The following is a 15,007-nucleotide window of genomic DNA, read 5'->3' on the forward strand; positions in this document are numbered from 1 at the left end:
GCTTGTGGCCCGATCGTGTCGGAGTGCACAGCGGCTCGGACGGGCACGGGACCGGCCCCGGACGCAGGTGGGCGTCCGGGGCCGAGACCGCTTCGCTCAGTTCCCCGCGCCCTTGCTGAGGCGCCCTCCGGCTCGGTTCTCCCGGGTCGGCTTCGTCACTTCCAGCACGTCGGTCATGGGCGGGTAGTGGTCGGCGCAGTCGGGGCACGCGTACACGTTGAAGCCGGGGCCCGTCGCCGCATGCACCTCGTGGACCAGGATCGGCCGATCGGTCGTCCGGTGGCAGCGGGCGCACATCCGCACGGCGGGGCGCGTCATCGGGCGGCCACCGGGACGCCGTGGATGTGGTCCGGGCCGACGTCGATGCCGACCGTCGCGAGATAGAGGGCGCGGCGGCGTTCGCGTTGGCGCCGGTGTTCGGCGGCGCCCAGGACGTAGGGGCGTACGAGCCGGGACGCGTTGCCGTCGAGGATTTCCGTGAAGCGGGGCGGCGGGGCCGGGATGAACCGGAGGGGTGGGACCACTCCGATCCGGTGGCGGCCCCGAGGGCGGGGGGTGCAGATGCTCAGCATCCAGGCGAGACAGCGGACGATAAGGTCCAGCATGTTGGCGCTCCTGTTTGAGGTTTTAGCGTCGGCCACGCCCCGGGACGGCTTGCATCCGTCGCCGGGGTCTTTCACGTTCAAGGCACGGTACAGGGTGCAGCTGGGTGGTGTATAGCGGTTTGCTGCGCTCCAATGAGCCGTGCAGTTCCCTGCTGTCGTACGTTGTTCGATATGACACCAGAGTCAGGGCAGTCGCCGATCGACCCGACGAAGATTGCCTACGTCTATATGCAGATGGCGGACCACATCGCGGCCCGCATCGCTTCTGGGGAGCTGCGGCCCGGTGCGCGGCTACCGGGGGAGCGTGACCTGGCCGACGAGTACGGGGTCGCGCACCTGACTGCCCGCCGCGCCACCCGCGAACTCCGCGAACGCGGACTCGTCGTCACCCTCCCCGCGAAGGGCACCTTCGTCGCGTACCCGGAGGCCGACGAACCCCCGGGCGACGGCCAGGAGGCGTAGACCCTCAGCGGGTATCTCGCTCGTCGCGTGCGGTGTCACACCGCCGGACGAGGTCGCGGCATCCGCCTCGGCCGCGGCGATGAGGGCGTCGCCCCCGGAGCGGAAGCCACCGCGCCCTCGTAGGCTTGCGCGCACGCGCACATCAGTTTGCTTCGGACCGGGGGAGAACAACCAACATGGCCCGCTACATGGAGACGCTCACCATCGAGCGCGGCGGCTTCCAGATCAAGGTGCCGGAGTCGTGGTGGGAGTTCGACGTGCGGCCCGATTCGCGGGACGACTCGATCCGCCGCATGGTCGCCGAACGTGTACGGCAGCAGCCCGACCTGGCGAAGTACAAGGACACGTACACCGCCTTCCTGCAGAAGGCCGCGGCCGACGCCTGGAAGTCGGGCGCGCTGTACTGCGGCTGCATGGCTGAGAGCTTCGGCGGTGACACGCCGATCACCGGGTCGATCACCGTCTCCCTCGTCGGCGGGCGTACGAAGGACGGCGCGCCCCTCTCCACCGACCCCCAGGTCATGGCGGGGCAACTCGCCGTGCGGGAGGCCAAGAAGGAGGGCGACGCGTGGCGCAAGGTCACGACGGTCGACATCCCCGGCGTCGGCCCGGCCGCGCGGACGTACGGCATCGAGGACATCCCGGTGCCCGATGACGCCCTCAACCGCACCATCCGGGCGGTACTCATGCAAACGTTCATCCCCGTGCCCGGCCAGGAGGGCAAGGTCGCCCTGGTCGCAGGGAGCAGCCAGGTGCTCGATCTCGCCGACTCGTTCTTCGACATCTTCGACGCGATCACGTCGACGTTCCGCTTCGCGGAGTAGGAACGGCGCCGCCGGGCTATGCGTACGACGCCGTCGGCCGGCCGATCCGCTCGGTTACCAACTCGGCAGGCGCGGGCTGCGAACTGCGCAGCGATGGGGACGCGTTGGGCCGCATCGTCGCGGAGTGAATGAACGGGAACAGCACGATGTACACGCATGACGCGGTGAGTCGGCGCGCGTCTTGAGCCGCTGGAGCTGCACGTGGGTAGTTCGTTCGTCGACTCGGTCCGGGGCCTGGTGGGTGAGGCGCCATGACGGCTGACGATCGCGGTGTCCGGGGCCGCCTCCCGCTTGCCGTCTACCGGTTGATGCCGGGTGCGGGTGAGTTCCGGACCCTGTTGCTCGGCAACTCGCTCAGAAAAGTCATCCGCTGGCAGATCAGCGGGTCCGACGCCGACAGGCCGACCGGTCTCAGCGGTTCGTGGGACGGTGATCCGCGGCTGCGCAAGGGGGAGTTCCCGTGTGGATATCCCGGCGCTCCCGTCCTCAGCAGTCGCATCGCCGAACCGCTGCGGGACGAACTCTCGTCGGCAGGAGCGCTCGTTCCGGTCTCCATCGAGGGCGCCGAAGCGGATGAGTACTTCCTCTACCTGGTGGAGCGCGTGGTCGACTGCCTGGACACCCGGCGGTCGTCCAAGCCGAAGAGGATGACGGGCGAGGTCAAGAAGGCGGTGTTCCGCCCTGACGCGCTCCCCGTCGACCTGCCCGCTTTCCGGCTGCCGGAATACCGCGGAGGCGTCCATTGGAACGGGTGGATGGTGGAGCGTCTCGTCGAAATCCTGGGGGACAGCCTGGAGGCCCGGCTCGTCTGGTCTGAGGACAGATCGTTGACCCCGGATCCTGCCCCGTGGGGTTTCTGACGTGGCAGGTTCAGGAAGTGCCCCTGTGGGCGGCCACCTCTTCTTGAGAAGTACGCGCACCGGCAACTGATCCGCTAGCGCCGCACGGGAGCTCTCCCGATGACGCGCTCAACCGCACCATCCGTGCCGTGCTCATGCAAACGTTCATCCCCGTCCCCGGGTAGGAGGGCAAGGTTGCCCTCGTCGCCGGGAGCAGCCAGGTGCTCGACCTCGCCGACTTGTTCTTCGACGCGATCACGTCGACGCCCCGCTTCGCGGAGTAGGAACGGCGACGCCGGGCCGCGGCTCGGCGGCGGCCCGCGCCACCCTCGTGACCTTTTCATCGAACGCCCGTACCCAGTAACTTCACTTGTGCGTACGTGAGGTTGACGAGGTTGGCGTGACGGGGGTTGCGTGATGGCGGGGTACCGGCCGACGGACTGGCACGTCCTGGACCTGGAGAAGGATCCGACACCGGGGGATCCCGTTCGGGTCAAGTCCCTTGCCAAGAGCCTGCATGACTTCGCCGACGACGTTCAGGACGCTCTCCGTCTCGTCAAGGGGATGGCGGAGGAGGAGTCCGTCCTGACCTGGGTGGGCAAGACCGCCAAGGTGTTCCAGGACGAGTTCTCCGGCGTCCCGAAGAACCTCAAGAAGCTGAAGAAGTCGTACGACCTGGCGGGGGACGCGCTGGCGGCGTACTGGCCGAAGTTGGAGCGGGCCCAGGCGTTGGCCGACAAGGCCCTGGCCCAGGGGCGCGAGGCGCAGGCCGATCTCTCCTCCGCCAAGTCCCGTCTCTCGTCAACCGATTCGTGGGTGACGAGGGCGAACAAGGAAGCGGACAAGTACAAGGACGACCCGACCGGCGGCAAGAACGTCGAGAAGCCGGACGAGTCCAAGGTCCGTGCGGCGACCCGGGACGCGCAGAGCGCCAAGGACGCCCACACCTCCGCCCAGTCGGACGTGACCTCAGCGCAGAACGCGCTGGACGCCGCGAAGAAGATGGCCGCGGACGCCCGCAAGATGCGCGAGGACGCCGCAGGGGAAGCCAAGCGCAAGCTCGACGAGGCCTCGGACGCGGGCATCCAGAACCGCAAGTGGTACGAGGAGGTCGGCGACTGGTTCGTCGACAACTGGGACACGATCGTCGCGGTGTGCAAGGTCGTTGTGGCCGTGCTCGGCATCATCGCGCTGATCATCGGAGGGCCGATCCTCGGCGCGATCGTGCTGATCGCCGCGCTGGTCGTCCTGGCGGACACACTCAACAAATACATGAAGGGGCAGGCGTCCCTGTGGGATGTGGCCTTCGCTGCCCTGGACTGCATACCCGGCATGAAGGGTCTCACCAGCCTTGGACGGCTTGCCAAGGGGCTCAAAGGACTCGGCAAGTTGGGCCTCAAAGGCATGGCCAAGGGGCTGGCGGGCGGCGTACGCAAGAGCGCCTTGAGCATGCTCAAGCGTGTCTGCAAAAACGATCCGGTCGATGTGGCGACCGGCGAAATGGTCATGTCGGAGGACGATGTCTTTCTGCCCGGCGTTCTTCCGCTGATTCTGCGGCGGCACTACGTGACCGATCAGCGCGCGGGCCGATGGTTCGGACAGACATGGACCTCGACTCTCGACCAGCGTCTGCTGCTGGAGCCGTACGGTGTCCGGCTGGTGACCGAGGACGGCATGGTGCTGGAGTACCCCACTCCTGAACCGGACCTGTCGGTTCTGCCGGTCGAAGGGCCGCGCTGGGAACTCTCTTGGAATGGTGCAGGAAACGGACCGATGACGGTCCATCAGCACGAGATTGGCCAGACCCTCCACTTCGCTCCGGTCTCCACGGCCCGGCCCGCCGAACTGGCACTCGTCTCCGCGACAGACCGCCATGGCAACTCGATCACGGTCTCCTATGACGACGACGGCGTGCCCGTGGAATTGGCGCACAGCGGTGGATATCGCGTCGCCGTGTCCGCAGAAGGGGGTCGGATCACCGGATTCGCTCTTTCCAGCGCCCCTGGTGCTCCGACGCTGATGCGTTACGGGTACGACCAGGCGGGCCATCTGACCCATGTGTATGACGCCACCGGGAATCCGGAAAAGCTGTTCTACGACGACCGGTATCGCATCGGCAGTTGGGAAGATCGTCTCGGAACACGTTTTCACTACACGTATGACGCGCGGGGGCGTTGCATTCGTACCACCGGCCCCGACGGATACCTGAACGGCTCATTCGCCTACGACGACGAAGGCCGCCGGACCCTTTACTCCAACTCGCTCGGCCACACCACGACGTACGAACTGAACGATCACTTCCAAGTGGTATCGGAAATCGACCCGTTGGGAGCCACGACGGTTCGGGAGTGGGACCGCTTCGACCGGCTGCTTGTCGAAACCGATCCTCTGGGCCGCACGACCCGATACGCGTACGACGCGTGGGGCAGTCTCGTCGAGGTGGAGCTGCCGGACGGATCGACCGTACGCACCGAGTACGACGAGGCGCGTCAGCCTGTCGCAGTCATCGAGGCGGACGGTGCGTGCTGGCGGCGCGAATTCGACGCGCAGGGCAACCTCGTGAGCCTGGAGAATCCGGCCGGAGCCGTTACACGCTACGAGTACGACGAGTCGGGGGCGAAGGCTGCCGTCATCGATCCCATGGGGGCTGAACACCGCATCGCGAACGACGCCGCGGGGCTCCCCACAGCCGTCACCGATCCACTCGGTCTGCCCATTCGCTACATACGCAACGGCCTCGGCCAGGTTGTCGAGATCGCCGAATCCTCCGGGGCTTCCACTCGTCTCAGCTGGACAGTCGACGGCCGACTGCTCACACGCACACTGGCCGACGGCTCTGTCGAGCGCTGGGAGCACGACCGGGGAGGCAATCTCGTGTCCCACACGAGTGCGGTAGGTGCGATCACACGCTACGAACAGGGGCACTTCGGCCTTCCGGTGGCGCTGACGCAGTCGGACGGATCACGTCTGGTGTACGACTACGACACGGAGCTCAGGCTTGTCAGTGTCACCAACCCGCTCGGACGCAGTTGGTCGTACGAGTACGACGCGGTCGGCAACCTGCTGCGTGAGCAGGACTTCAGCGGGAGAACGACGAGCTATCGCTTCGACGCGGCGGGGCAGCCCGTCGAGCGGATCAACGGCGCTGGGCAGCGAGTCGTCTGCACCTTCGACGCGCGAGGAAATCTCGCGACCCAGGTGACGGACGATGCCGAGGTTCGCTATCAGTACGACCGGGCGGGGCGCCTTCTGGGAGCGGCTGGGGCGGATGCCGTCGTCACCTATGAGCGGGACGCGTTGGGCAGTGTCCTGAAGGAGACGTGCAACGGGCGTTCACTGGAGCTGGGATACGACCTGCTGGGGCGTCGAACTCGTCGCCGCACACCCACGGGAGCCGTTGCGACATGGACGTATGACGCGGTCGACCGTGTGACCGAGCTGCACACAGCGGGAGGCGGAGTGCAGCTCGCTTACGACTCCGCTGGGCGCGAAGTGGAGCGGGCGTTGGGCGCCGGAGCCGTGCTCAGCCAGACCTGGGACTCGGCGGGGCGGATGACCGGACAGGCCCTGCGTTCCGAGGCAGGGGGTATCGCGGAAGCGGCGACGGCGTCCGATGGCTGGCAGCGAACCTATGGATACCGCGCGGACAATTTCCTCACCGACGTCATCGACTCCACCACGGGCCACCGCCGCTTCTCCTTGGACCTGGACGGCCGCGTCCTCGCGGCGAACTCCCCGCAGGGGCAGGAGAACTACGCGTACGACGCAGCCGGCAACCTGGTGGACAGCCGTCTGGTCCCCGCCCCGGCGGCAGGAGCGGACGAGGCGCCGGCGCCGGACCATCGTGTCTACGACGGCATGCTGTTGCGTCGGCAGGAGCGGCGCACCCACTATGAGTACGACGGCCAGGGCCGCGTCACATCGACAACCCGGCGACTGCTGTCCGGTGGCTCACGGACGTGGCAGTACGGGTGGGACGCGTTCGACCGCCTCACCGACGTCGTCACTCCGGACGGCCGCCGTTGGCACTATCTCTACGATCCGCTCGGCCGCCGAATCGCCAAACAGCTCTTGGCGCAGGACGGCACGGTCGCCCGGCAGATGGACTTCGTGTGGGAGGGGACCCGACTCGCCGAGCGAATACAGCGGCGGAGCGACGATGTCCTCGACGTGACCACCTGGCACTGGCAGCCGGGTGAGCATCGGCCGCTCGCCCAGACCGAGCGCACGTGCGTCGCGCCGGAGGGCTCCTTGGGCGACCAGGAGGAGGTCGACGCCCGCTTCTACGCCATAGTCACCGACCTGGTCGGTACGCCGACCGAACTGATCGATGACGGCGGACACATCCGCTGGAGTCGGCGCACCTCGGTGTGGGGGACGCCCCTCGGAGGAGATGCGGAAGAGCCGGCGTGCCCACTGGGCTTCCCTGGCCAATATCACGACGCGGAGACCGGACTGGACTACAACGTCCGGCGCTATTACGACGCGGAGAACGGGCGCTACCTCTCCCCGGACCCACTCGGTCTGGATGCCGCCCCGAACAACTACGCCTACGTTCTCAATCCCTTCACCTGGAGCGACCCCCTCGGCCTGGTCTGTACGGACCTGGGAGGGTGGTACGGAAGGCTTGCGCCGGCGCGGTCGGGCAACGAGATCAACCACATGCCTGCCAAGGCCGCGTACTCCCACCTCAGCCTCACTCCCCACATGGGCCCGGCGATCCGTATGGAGCGGCGAGACCACCGGCTGGTCTCCAGCACGGACAGCCGTGGATACTCGGCGACACCCTGGCGCAACGCACAGCGCGACTTGATCGACCAGGGGAAGTTCGACGAAGCGATGAAGATGGACATCGATGACATCCGGGCGCGCTTCGGAGACAAGTATGACCAGCACATAGCCGACATGGTTGCCAGCATGAAGGACAATGCCGGGCTGCAGAAGATGCTTTCCGACAACGGCTGGACCGTCAATTACGATCTGCTCAAATAAGGATTGAGGTAGGAGATATGGAGATCGTCCTGGATCCGCCGCACGGTGTTCCGCCGGTGCGTATGGGCATGGCCTTCGAGGATGCTGTCGAGGCCGCTGCCGCATGGGGTGAAGTCCGGGTGTCAGGCCCTTTCGATCACGATCCCACGGTGAAGATCCAGTCCATGGGTGATGGATTCGATGTCCTGGTGATTCTCAAGGACCAGAAGATGGTCAATGCCGTGGATGTCTCGTGTGCGGAGGAAGAGGATTCGGATCTGCGGGTCCTGTATCGCGGACTCGATGTCTTCCGCACGCCTGCCCGTCAACTGCTCAAGATGTTCGCGGACGAGGGGTATCGAATCGACGAGACGAATCCGGAGGAGCCGGTGGTACTCGACCTGACGATCGCCTTCAGCCGCTGGACGTCGCAGGAGGTGCCCCTGGACCCGGAGGACGGGTTGCCCTTGTACTTCACCGCGGCTCTCGTCTCCAACGAAAACCCGGCCACGGACAACGCCTGAGCGCATCGGTGACGGGGATCCCGGCGGGCCCGCCGTCTCGTGACTGGCTCGTGACTGGCTTCTGCCCGGCTTCTGCGGAACGCGGGAGCGGTGCGTTCACGGTACTGGCCGAAGGGGGCTTCGTCCTCGTCCTCCGGTTGTCAGGCGCTGGGACGCCAACGGCTCACTCGTAGAGGTGAGTCGGAACCAAGCCTCAGCCGAGCTTCGCTTTCTGCGCCTCGACCACGGTCGTCGCGAGCCCGGTGTCGCCGTTCACGTGGCCGAAGATCGCTGACGGGTCATCCCGCGCCTCCGCGTGAACCCCGTGAGCAAGTCGTGCAGGGATGATGGACACAGCGTGACCGGCATGCCTCCGAGCGGTTCCGAATGATTCGCTGATGCACAGCGGAAGCCGCTTGCACAGGCCCTTCCTCAACCGGGAACCGAACCCCCCGCGTTGCGCGTGGATAACGTCGGGACGTGTGAGCTTTGCGGTCCCGGGCGCGCCTTGAGGGGCTTATGTGCTGCTGATACGGTGCGATGACTTGACACTCGTTCCGGCCATGGCTATTCGACCAGGCCGAGCGGTACGCCCCGGTGAGGGCGGAGTGTTCCAAGTGTCCTGAATGACAAAACCTTCTTGGGTGTACGGGGAGCGGTTGCGTGAAGATCCAAGAGCGTACGGGGGCGGGCAACAACCGTTCCTCCGCGCCGGTTCAGCCGACGACGGGGGAGCGGCTTCCTTCACCGCCTCGCGAGCGCAAACCCGCGCTGGCCGCGCTCGCGGTGCTGCTGATCCTCGTGGGTGCGCTCGGAGCGACCATGCTGGTGCTGCGCGCCGGGGACCGTATCGAGGTCGTGAAGGTGACGGCCGACATCCAGGCCGGCCAGTCCGTCGGCAAGAAGGTCGAGTCGGTCCTGGTCGCGGAGGACTCCGGCGTCAACTACGTCAGGTGGGACCAGCTCGAGGCTCTCAAGAACCTCAAGGCCAAGTCCACGATCTACGGGGGCACCCTCGTCATCGGCGAGATGTTCGCCCGCAAGGCCAACCTCGAACCCGGCAAGGCCGTCGTGGGTCTCTCCCTCAAGGAGGGCCAGTACCCGCAGACCATCGAGCAGGGCGACCTCGTGGCCGCCTACCAGGTCGGCAACTCCGGCTCGTCCTCCTCGAACGACGACACGGACACCGGTTCCTCCGGTTCCGCGGGTACCGGCGGCACCCCGATCGTCTCCGACGCACGCGTCACCTTCGTGCCGGACGACAGTGGCGACGCCACCATCAGCAGCACCAACAAGCGCATCACCGTGACCGTCGATGAGAGCGACGCGGCCGCGCTGGCCCGCGCCGCCGCGGCGAACCAGGTCGCCCTCGTCCTGGTCCCCGGCAACTAGCGGCAAGAGAGTCACACACACCATGGCCCTCATCGCCCTCGCCGCGGACAAAGGCTCCCCCGGCGTCACCACGGCGGCCGTCGCCCTCGCCGCCGTCTGGCCGCGCCGCGTCCTGCTCGCCGAGACCGACCCGGCCGGCGGCGACCTCGTGTACCGCAGCGCCGCGGCGCACGGCGGACCGCTGAACCCCAACACCGGCATGCTGTCCATCGCCGCCACCGCCCGCCGCGGCCTCGTACCGGACCAACTCTGGGACCACGTACAGCCGTTGAGCGGTGGGCTCGAAGTGCTCGTCGGGCTCGGCAACGCCGAACAGGCCGCCGGACTCGCGGGCCTGTGGCCCACCCTCGGCCGTGCCTTCGCGCAACTCGCCGACTCGCCCCACGCACCCGCCGACGTCATAGCGGACTGCGGGCGGATCACCGGCGACACCCCGGCCGTCGAGATGTTCTCGCAGGCGGCCCTCGTCCTCCTCATCTCCCGCACCGAGCCCGAGGCCATCGCCCGCGTACGCGACCGGGCCGCCGTCCTCACCGCCAAACTGCACGGTGGCCCGCGCGGCGCGGCCGCGCTCGGCACACCCCTCATCGGGGTCGTCCTCATCACCGACCCGGGTGACTCCGCCAAGATCGTCCACCAGGTCAACGACATGCTGGTGGCCGCCCAGACCGGCGCCCGCGTCGTCGGCACCATCGCCGAAGACCCGGCGGGCGCCGACCAGTTGGCAGGCCGCAAGCGCGGACGGCTCGACAAGTCGCTGCTCATCCGCTCGGCGCGCAAGGTGAGTTCGGACCTCTACCAGCAGTTCGGCGCGGCCTGGTCCGGGCCGGCCGGCGGTCCGGGCAGTCAGGCCACCGCCGGAGCCGGCCGATGACCGCTGTGGACCACCAGCTGGTCAAGCGGTTCCGGCAGGACGCCGGTGACCGTATCGCCGAGCAGCGCCGCCTCGACCAGGTCTCCGGCGTCACGCCGATGTCCAACGAGGACGAACGGCACTACGCCCGGGCCGTCATAGCCCAGATCCTGGAGGACTACGCCCGGACGGAGATCAACTCCGGCCGTACGCCCCTGGACGCCGAGACCGAGGAGCAGTACGCCGCCGCCGTGCACGCCGCGCTCTTCGGAGTGGGGCGGCTGCAGCCGCTGCTCGACAACCCCGAGGTCGAGAACATCGACATCAACGGGTACGACCAGGTCTTCGTCGGCTACGCCAACGGCGAGGAGGTCAAGGGCGATCCCGTCGCCGAGACCGACGAGGAGCTCATCGAGCTGATCCAGATCCTCGGCGCGTACTCCGGCCTCTCCTCCCGGCCCTTCGACTCCGCGAACCCGCAGCTCGACCTGCGGCTGCCGGACGGTTCGCGCCTGTCCGCCGTCATGGACGTGACGCGCAGGCCCGCCCTGTCCATCCGCCGCGCGCGCATGGGCAAGGTCTTCATGTCGGACCTGGTGGGGAACGGGACGCTCACCCCCGAGGTCGGACACTTCCTCGCCTGCGCGGTCCGCGCCCGGAAGAACATCATGATCGCGGGCGCGACCAACGCCGGCAAGACGACCCTGCTGCGCGCGCTCGCCAACGAGATCCCGCCGCAGGAGCGCCTCATCACCGTCGAGCGCGCACTGGAGCTCGGCCTCGACACCTTCGCCGACCTGCACCCGAACGTCGTGGCGTTCGAGGAGCGGCTGCCCAACTCCGAGGGCCAGGGCATGATCTCGATGGCGGAGCTGGTCCGCCGGTCCCTGCGTATGAACCCCTCCCGCGTCATCGTCGGTGAGGTCCTCGGCGACGAGATCGTGACCATGCTGAACGCGATGTCGCAGGGCAACGACGGCTCGCTGTCCACGATCCACGCCAACAGCTCCCACGAGGTGTTCAACCGTATTTCCACCTACGCGCTCCAGGCCACCGAACGCCTCCCCATCGAGGCCAGCCAGATGCTCGTCGCGGGCGCGGTGAACTTCGTCGTCTTCGTCCAGCGGCGCAACAACTTCGAGTCGGGCGGCCGCCTTCAGCGCGTCGTCACCTCGATCCGCGAGGTGAACGGCGTCGACGGACGCGTCCTGTCCAGCGAGGTGTTCGCCGAGGCACCGGACGGCCGTGTCCTGCCGCACGCACCCCTCGCCTGCCTCGAAGACCTGATCCAGCACGGCTATCGCCTGCCCGGCGGGAACTGGGGGTGAACCGACCATGACTCTCGCCGCTCTCGACTCGCTCGGCTCCATGGGCGGGCTGTTCTCCACGACGGTCCTGTACGCGCTCGCGTGCGGCATCGCCGTCGGCGGCGGCCTCGCCCTGTTCGCCGTGGCGGTCCGCGGACTGCCCGCCAAGCCCGAACACGAGAAGCAGAAGGCGAGCGAACGGGTCTCCGAACTCGTACGGTTCGCCGGCCGGCGCGGCTCGATCGCGGCAGGCGCCGGCATCGTCGTCCTGCTGCTCACCCGGTGGGCCGTCGCCGGAATCGCGACCGCCATCCTCGTCTTCTTCTGGGACAAGCTCTTCGGCGGCGCCTCCGAGGAGAAGGCCGCCATGCGCCGCGTGGAGGCCCTCGCCTCCTGGACCGAGTCGCTGCGCGACACCATCGCGGGCGCGGTCGGCCTCGAACAGGCCATCCCCGCCTCCGCACGCGCCTCGGCCCCCGTGCTGCGCCCGCACCTCGACGCCCTCGTCGACCGCCTGCGCTCCCGCACACCGCTGCCGGAAGCACTCCAGCAGCTCGCCGACGAGATCAACGACGCGTCCGCCGACATCATCGTGGCCGCCCTCATCCTCAACGCGCGCCTGCGCGGCCCGGGCCTGCGCCAGGTCCTGGGCGCGCTCGCGAAGTCGGCGCGCGAAGAGGTCGACATGCGCCAGCGCGTCATGGCCCAGCGTGCGTCGACCCGCCGCTCGGTGCAGATCGTCGTCGCGGTCTCGGTCGCCTTCGTCCTCGGCCTGTCGATCTTCAACCGCGACTTCGTCGAGCCGTACGGCACGGCGGTCGGCCAGCTCGTACTCGCCTGTGTCTGCGGCCTGTTCGCGCTCGGCTTCCTGTGGCTGCGCAAGCTTTCCACCATCGAGACACCGGAGCGGTTCCTCGTACGGGACGAGTCGGCGGTCCAGTTCGTACGCCCGCGCATGCCGTCGCCGTCACAGTCCCAGTCGCTGCCGGAGGAGGGGGTACGCCGATGAACTCCACCCTGACCATGCCCGTCCTGGTCGGTGCCGTCCTGGGCCTGGGCATCTTCGCCCTCGTCCGCGCCCTGATGCCGTCCAAGCAGAGCGCGGTCGCCCAGGTCGCCCGCATCGACGCGATGCGCGCGCGGGGAGCGGCGTACGAGTCCGCGCACCGCACCGCCGACGCCGGACGGCTCGGCAGCGTACGGGCCCAGGTGGGCCGACGGGTCGCCGAGTTCTACCTGCAGCAGGGCTGGGAACAGCGGTCGCTGCGGGCCGACCTCGCGGTCCTCGACCGGAGTTGGGAGAACTTCCTCGCGACGAAGGTGCTGCTGGGCGCCGCGGGACTGTTCTTCGGGCCGTTCATGTTCGCCGTGGTCTGGACGCTCGGCTTCGGCAGCAGCCCGGTCGTCCCGGTCTGGCTGGCGCTGCTCTTCGCGCTCGTCTTCTTCTTCCTGCCCGATCTGGAGGTGCGGCGGGACGCGGCCGAGAAGCGGCGCGACCTGCGGCGCGTGATCGGCGCGTACCTCGACCTCGTGTCGATGAGCCTGGCGGGCGGCCGCGGTCTCCCCGAGGCCCTGATGGCGGCCGCCGAGGTCTCCGACGGCTGGGCCACCCAGCGCATCCGCAACGCCCTCGCCGACGCCCGTATCACCGGCATCAGCCAGTGGCAGGCCCTCGGCTCGCTCGGCGAGGACCTCGGCGTCGAGGAACTCAAGGACCTGTCGGCCTCGTTGGCGCTCGTCGCGGACGACGGCGCGAAGGTACGCGAGTCGCTGGCCTCGCGCGCCGAGACGATGCGGCACCGCGAACTCGCCGAGATCGAGGGCAGCGCCGGCGAGAAGTCGCAGTCGATGCTCGTGGCACAGCTGCTGCTCTGCGCCGGCTTCCTGGTCTTCCTGATCTTCCCGGCGGCGATGCGCGTGTTCCAGGTCTGAGCGACGGCAACGGCACGGCGACAACAACTGCATCTCCGAAGCGAACCGAACCCAACCGCACCGACTGCTCCGAACAGTCTCGAGAGGACAACTCACCATGAACGGACGGAACTACAGCACCGGGATCCCGGGGGTGGACTTCCTGATCACCTTCCTCCAGGGCCGGGTGCAGCGCGCCCGCTCCGGCGAACTCGACCGCGGTGCGTCCGCGGTGGAATGGGTCATCATCTCGGCGGTCGTCGTGGCGATCGTCGGCGTGGTCGCCGCGATCATCAACGCCGCGCTCAGCGACGGCGCCAACAAGGTCGGCGAGTGCATCAAGGGCGCGGACGCGGGCAGCACCTGCTGATTCCGTCCCTGTCCCCTCTGTCCCGCATCTCTCGCATCTCTCGCATACGGGGAAACTGGTGAGCGTACGACGCTGGATACGCCGCCGGGTGGAGGCCGCCTCCGCCCGCGGCGACTCCGGCATGACCGCGATCGAGTTCGTGCTGCTCACGCCGGTGCTCTTCTTCATGATCTTCGCGACGGTGCAGTTCGCGCTGTACTTCTTCGCCGACCACGTGGCCCAGGCGGCGGCCCAGGCCGGCGCCCGCAAGGCCCGTGCCACGGCCGACGAGTCGCCGGGCGCGTGGCGAGGCGAGGCGCGGGACGTCGTCGACAGCTACATCGCGCAGCTGGGGCCGCAGTTGGTGCTCGGCCCGGACGTGAAGCTGCTCCAGCCGGACCAGAACACGGTCGGGGTGGAGATCACGGCGAAGGTGCCGTCGGTGTTCCCCGGACTGGATCTGACGGTGCACGCGCAGTCGGTGGGGCCGGTGGAGCGGTTCGTCGAGGAGGACGGGAACTAGATGCGCCCACTCGTGCGCCAAGCCGTGCGCCCGGTGAGCCGCCGGGTCCGGGAGCGGGCCCTCGCGGCGGCCGGTGACCGCGGGCTGTCCACCGTCGAGGTGGTGATCCTCGCCCCGGTGATGATCCTCTTCATCCTGGTGCTGGTGGCCTTCGGGCAACTGGTCGACGGGCGGGGGGCGATGGACGGGGCAGCCAGGGACGCGGCGCGCTCCGGGTCGCTCCAGCGGGACGAGGGGACCGCGATGGCCGAGGCCCAGAAGGCCGCGGACGCCGACCTGGCGGACGTCTGCTCCGGCCCGGTCTCGGTGGACAAGACCAGTGCCGGCTTCGAGGACGCGGACCTGTTCACCGTGGAGGTCAGCTGCGAGGTGCGGGGTCTGGCCATGCTCGGTCTGGACGTACCGACCCGGCTGACGGCGTCGTTCACCTCGCCGCTGGACCCCTTCAAGAGGAAGGCGTGAGGACGG

Annotated in this window: 15 protein-coding genes; 13 read left to right on the plus strand and 2 right to left on the minus strand. The window is 68.3% G+C overall.

Going from position 1 to position 15,007, the window contains the following annotated elements; translation table 11 throughout:
- Positions 1–96: 96 nt before the first annotated feature.
- Both O1Q96_RS04570 and O1Q96_RS04575 read right to left on the minus strand, forming a co-directional pair.
- On the minus strand, positions 97–318 hold the full coding sequence (locus O1Q96_RS04570) for a hypothetical protein (RefSeq protein WP_269246975.1): 222 nt from the start codon (positions 316–318) through the stop codon (positions 97–99).
- Positions 315–605 (minus strand): hypothetical protein, encoded by a 291-nt coding sequence (locus O1Q96_RS04575; protein ID WP_217455762.1) that lies wholly within the window; start codon positions 603–605, stop codon positions 315–317. The genes O1Q96_RS04570 and O1Q96_RS04575 overlap by 4 nt, the downstream gene beginning before the upstream one ends.
- 171 nt (positions 606–776) lie before the next feature.
- On the opposite strand from O1Q96_RS04575, the gene O1Q96_RS04580 reads away from it, so the two are divergent.
- The 13 genes from O1Q96_RS04580 to O1Q96_RS04640 all read left to right on the plus strand — a co-directional run bounded on the left by O1Q96_RS04580 (position 777) and on the right by O1Q96_RS04640 (position 15,001).
- Positions 777–1,067, plus strand: a complete 291-nt coding sequence (locus O1Q96_RS04580) for a winged helix-turn-helix domain-containing protein (protein WP_269246976.1) — start codon at positions 777–779, stop codon at positions 1,065–1,067.
- Positions 1,068–1,243: 176 nt separating this feature from the next.
- Entirely contained in the window at positions 1,244–1,891 is a 648-nt protein-coding gene (locus tag O1Q96_RS04585) for a hypothetical protein (protein WP_269246977.1), read from the plus strand.
- 251 nt (positions 1,892–2,142) lie between these two features.
- Positions 2,143–2,751, plus strand: coding sequence for a hypothetical protein (locus tag O1Q96_RS04590; protein ID WP_269246978.1), 609 nt, complete (start codon positions 2,143–2,145; stop codon positions 2,749–2,751).
- 396 nt (positions 2,752–3,147) lie between these two features.
- Complete coding sequence (locus tag O1Q96_RS04595; protein WP_331276027.1) at positions 3,148–7,722, plus strand: DUF6531 domain-containing protein; 4,575 nt, start codon at positions 3,148–3,150, stop codon at positions 7,720–7,722.
- A gap of 17 nt (positions 7,723–7,739) precedes the next feature.
- Positions 7,740–8,225: a hypothetical protein gene (locus tag O1Q96_RS04600; protein WP_269246980.1), complete on the plus strand. Its 486-nt coding sequence runs from the start codon at positions 7,740–7,742 to the stop codon at positions 8,223–8,225.
- A gap of 642 nt (positions 8,226–8,867) precedes the next feature.
- Positions 8,868–9,596 (plus strand): hypothetical protein, encoded by a 729-nt coding sequence (locus O1Q96_RS04605; RefSeq protein ID WP_269246981.1) that lies wholly within the window; start codon positions 8,868–8,870, stop codon positions 9,594–9,596.
- A 22-nt stretch (positions 9,597–9,618) separates the two neighbouring features.
- Positions 9,619–10,470 (plus strand): hypothetical protein, encoded by an 852-nt coding sequence (locus O1Q96_RS04610; RefSeq protein ID WP_217455645.1) that lies wholly within the window; start codon positions 9,619–9,621, stop codon positions 10,468–10,470.
- Positions 10,467–11,777 carry a TadA family conjugal transfer-associated ATPase gene (locus O1Q96_RS04615; protein ID WP_217455644.1) on the plus strand — a complete coding sequence of 437 codons (1,311 nt, stop codon included), beginning with the start codon at positions 10,467–10,469 and terminating at the stop codon, positions 11,775–11,777. The genes O1Q96_RS04610 and O1Q96_RS04615 overlap by 4 nt, the downstream gene beginning before the upstream one ends.
- Positions 11,778–11,784: 7 nt before the next feature.
- The gene (locus O1Q96_RS04620) at positions 11,785–12,765 is read left to right on the plus strand and encodes a type II secretion system F family protein (RefSeq protein WP_269246982.1); all 981 of its coding nucleotides are present in this window, start codon (positions 11,785–11,787) and stop codon (positions 12,763–12,765) included.
- A complete protein-coding gene (locus O1Q96_RS04625; RefSeq protein ID WP_269246983.1) occupies positions 12,762–13,688 on the plus strand; it encodes a type II secretion system F family protein in 927 nt (308 codons plus the stop codon). Before O1Q96_RS04620 ends, O1Q96_RS04625 begins: the two co-directional genes overlap by 4 nt.
- 97 nt (positions 13,689–13,785) lie before the next feature.
- On the plus strand, positions 13,786–14,037 hold the full coding sequence (locus O1Q96_RS04630; protein ID WP_217455642.1) for a hypothetical protein: 252 nt from the start codon (positions 13,786–13,788) through the stop codon (positions 14,035–14,037).
- Positions 14,038–14,158: 121 nt separating this feature from the next.
- On the plus strand, positions 14,159–14,539 hold the full coding sequence (locus O1Q96_RS04635; protein WP_269253473.1) for a TadE family protein: 381 nt from the start codon (positions 14,159–14,161) through the stop codon (positions 14,537–14,539).
- Positions 14,540–15,001 (plus strand): TadE/TadG family type IV pilus assembly protein, encoded by a 462-nt coding sequence (locus tag O1Q96_RS04640; protein ID WP_269246984.1) that lies wholly within the window; start codon positions 14,540–14,542, stop codon positions 14,999–15,001.
- The last annotated feature ends 6 nt before the right edge of the window (positions 15,002–15,007 follow it).

Origin of the sequence: Streptomyces aurantiacus (assembly GCF_027107535.1) — a bacterium.
Lineage (GTDB): Bacteria > Actinomycetota > Actinomycetes > Streptomycetales > Streptomycetaceae > Streptomyces.

What these genes read in the sequence shown, in the direction of transcription:
- O1Q96_RS04610 (WP_217455645.1), top strand. Translation starts at nt 9,619, where the DNA reads ATGGCCCTCATCGCCCTCGCCGCGGACAAAGGCTCCCCCGGCGTCACC.
- O1Q96_RS04595 (WP_331276027.1), top strand. Translation starts at nt 3,148, where the DNA reads ATGGCGGGGTACCGGCCGACGGACTGGCACGTCCTGGACCTGGAGAAG.
- O1Q96_RS04620 (WP_269246982.1), top strand. Translation starts at nt 11,785, where the DNA reads ATGACTCTCGCCGCTCTCGACTCGCTCGGCTCCATGGGCGGGCTGTTC.
- O1Q96_RS04600 (WP_269246980.1), top strand. Translation starts at nt 7,740, where the DNA reads ATGGAGATCGTCCTGGATCCGCCGCACGGTGTTCCGCCGGTGCGTATG.
- O1Q96_RS04575 (WP_217455762.1), bottom strand. Translation starts at nt 605, where the DNA reads ATGCTGGACCTTATCGTCCGCTGTCTCGCCTGGATGCTGAGCATCTGC.
- O1Q96_RS04630 (WP_217455642.1), top strand. Translation starts at nt 13,786, where the DNA reads ATGAACGGACGGAACTACAGCACCGGGATCCCGGGGGTGGACTTCCTG.
- O1Q96_RS04640 (WP_269246984.1), top strand. Translation starts at nt 14,540, where the DNA reads ATGCGCCCACTCGTGCGCCAAGCCGTGCGCCCGGTGAGCCGCCGGGTC.
- O1Q96_RS04615 (WP_217455644.1), top strand. Translation starts at nt 10,467, where the DNA reads ATGACCGCTGTGGACCACCAGCTGGTCAAGCGGTTCCGGCAGGACGCC.
- O1Q96_RS04590 (WP_269246978.1), top strand. Translation starts at nt 2,143, where the DNA reads ATGACGGCTGACGATCGCGGTGTCCGGGGCCGCCTCCCGCTTGCCGTC.
- O1Q96_RS04580 (WP_269246976.1), top strand. Translation starts at nt 777, where the DNA reads ATGACACCAGAGTCAGGGCAGTCGCCGATCGACCCGACGAAGATTGCC.
- O1Q96_RS04635 (WP_269253473.1), top strand. Translation starts at nt 14,159, where the DNA reads ATGACCGCGATCGAGTTCGTGCTGCTCACGCCGGTGCTCTTCTTCATG.
- O1Q96_RS04625 (WP_269246983.1), top strand. Translation starts at nt 12,762, where the DNA reads ATGAACTCCACCCTGACCATGCCCGTCCTGGTCGGTGCCGTCCTGGGC.
- O1Q96_RS04585 (WP_269246977.1), top strand. Translation starts at nt 1,244, where the DNA reads ATGGCCCGCTACATGGAGACGCTCACCATCGAGCGCGGCGGCTTCCAG.
- O1Q96_RS04570 (WP_269246975.1), bottom strand. Translation starts at nt 318, where the DNA reads ATGACGCGCCCCGCCGTGCGGATGTGCGCCCGCTGCCACCGGACGACC.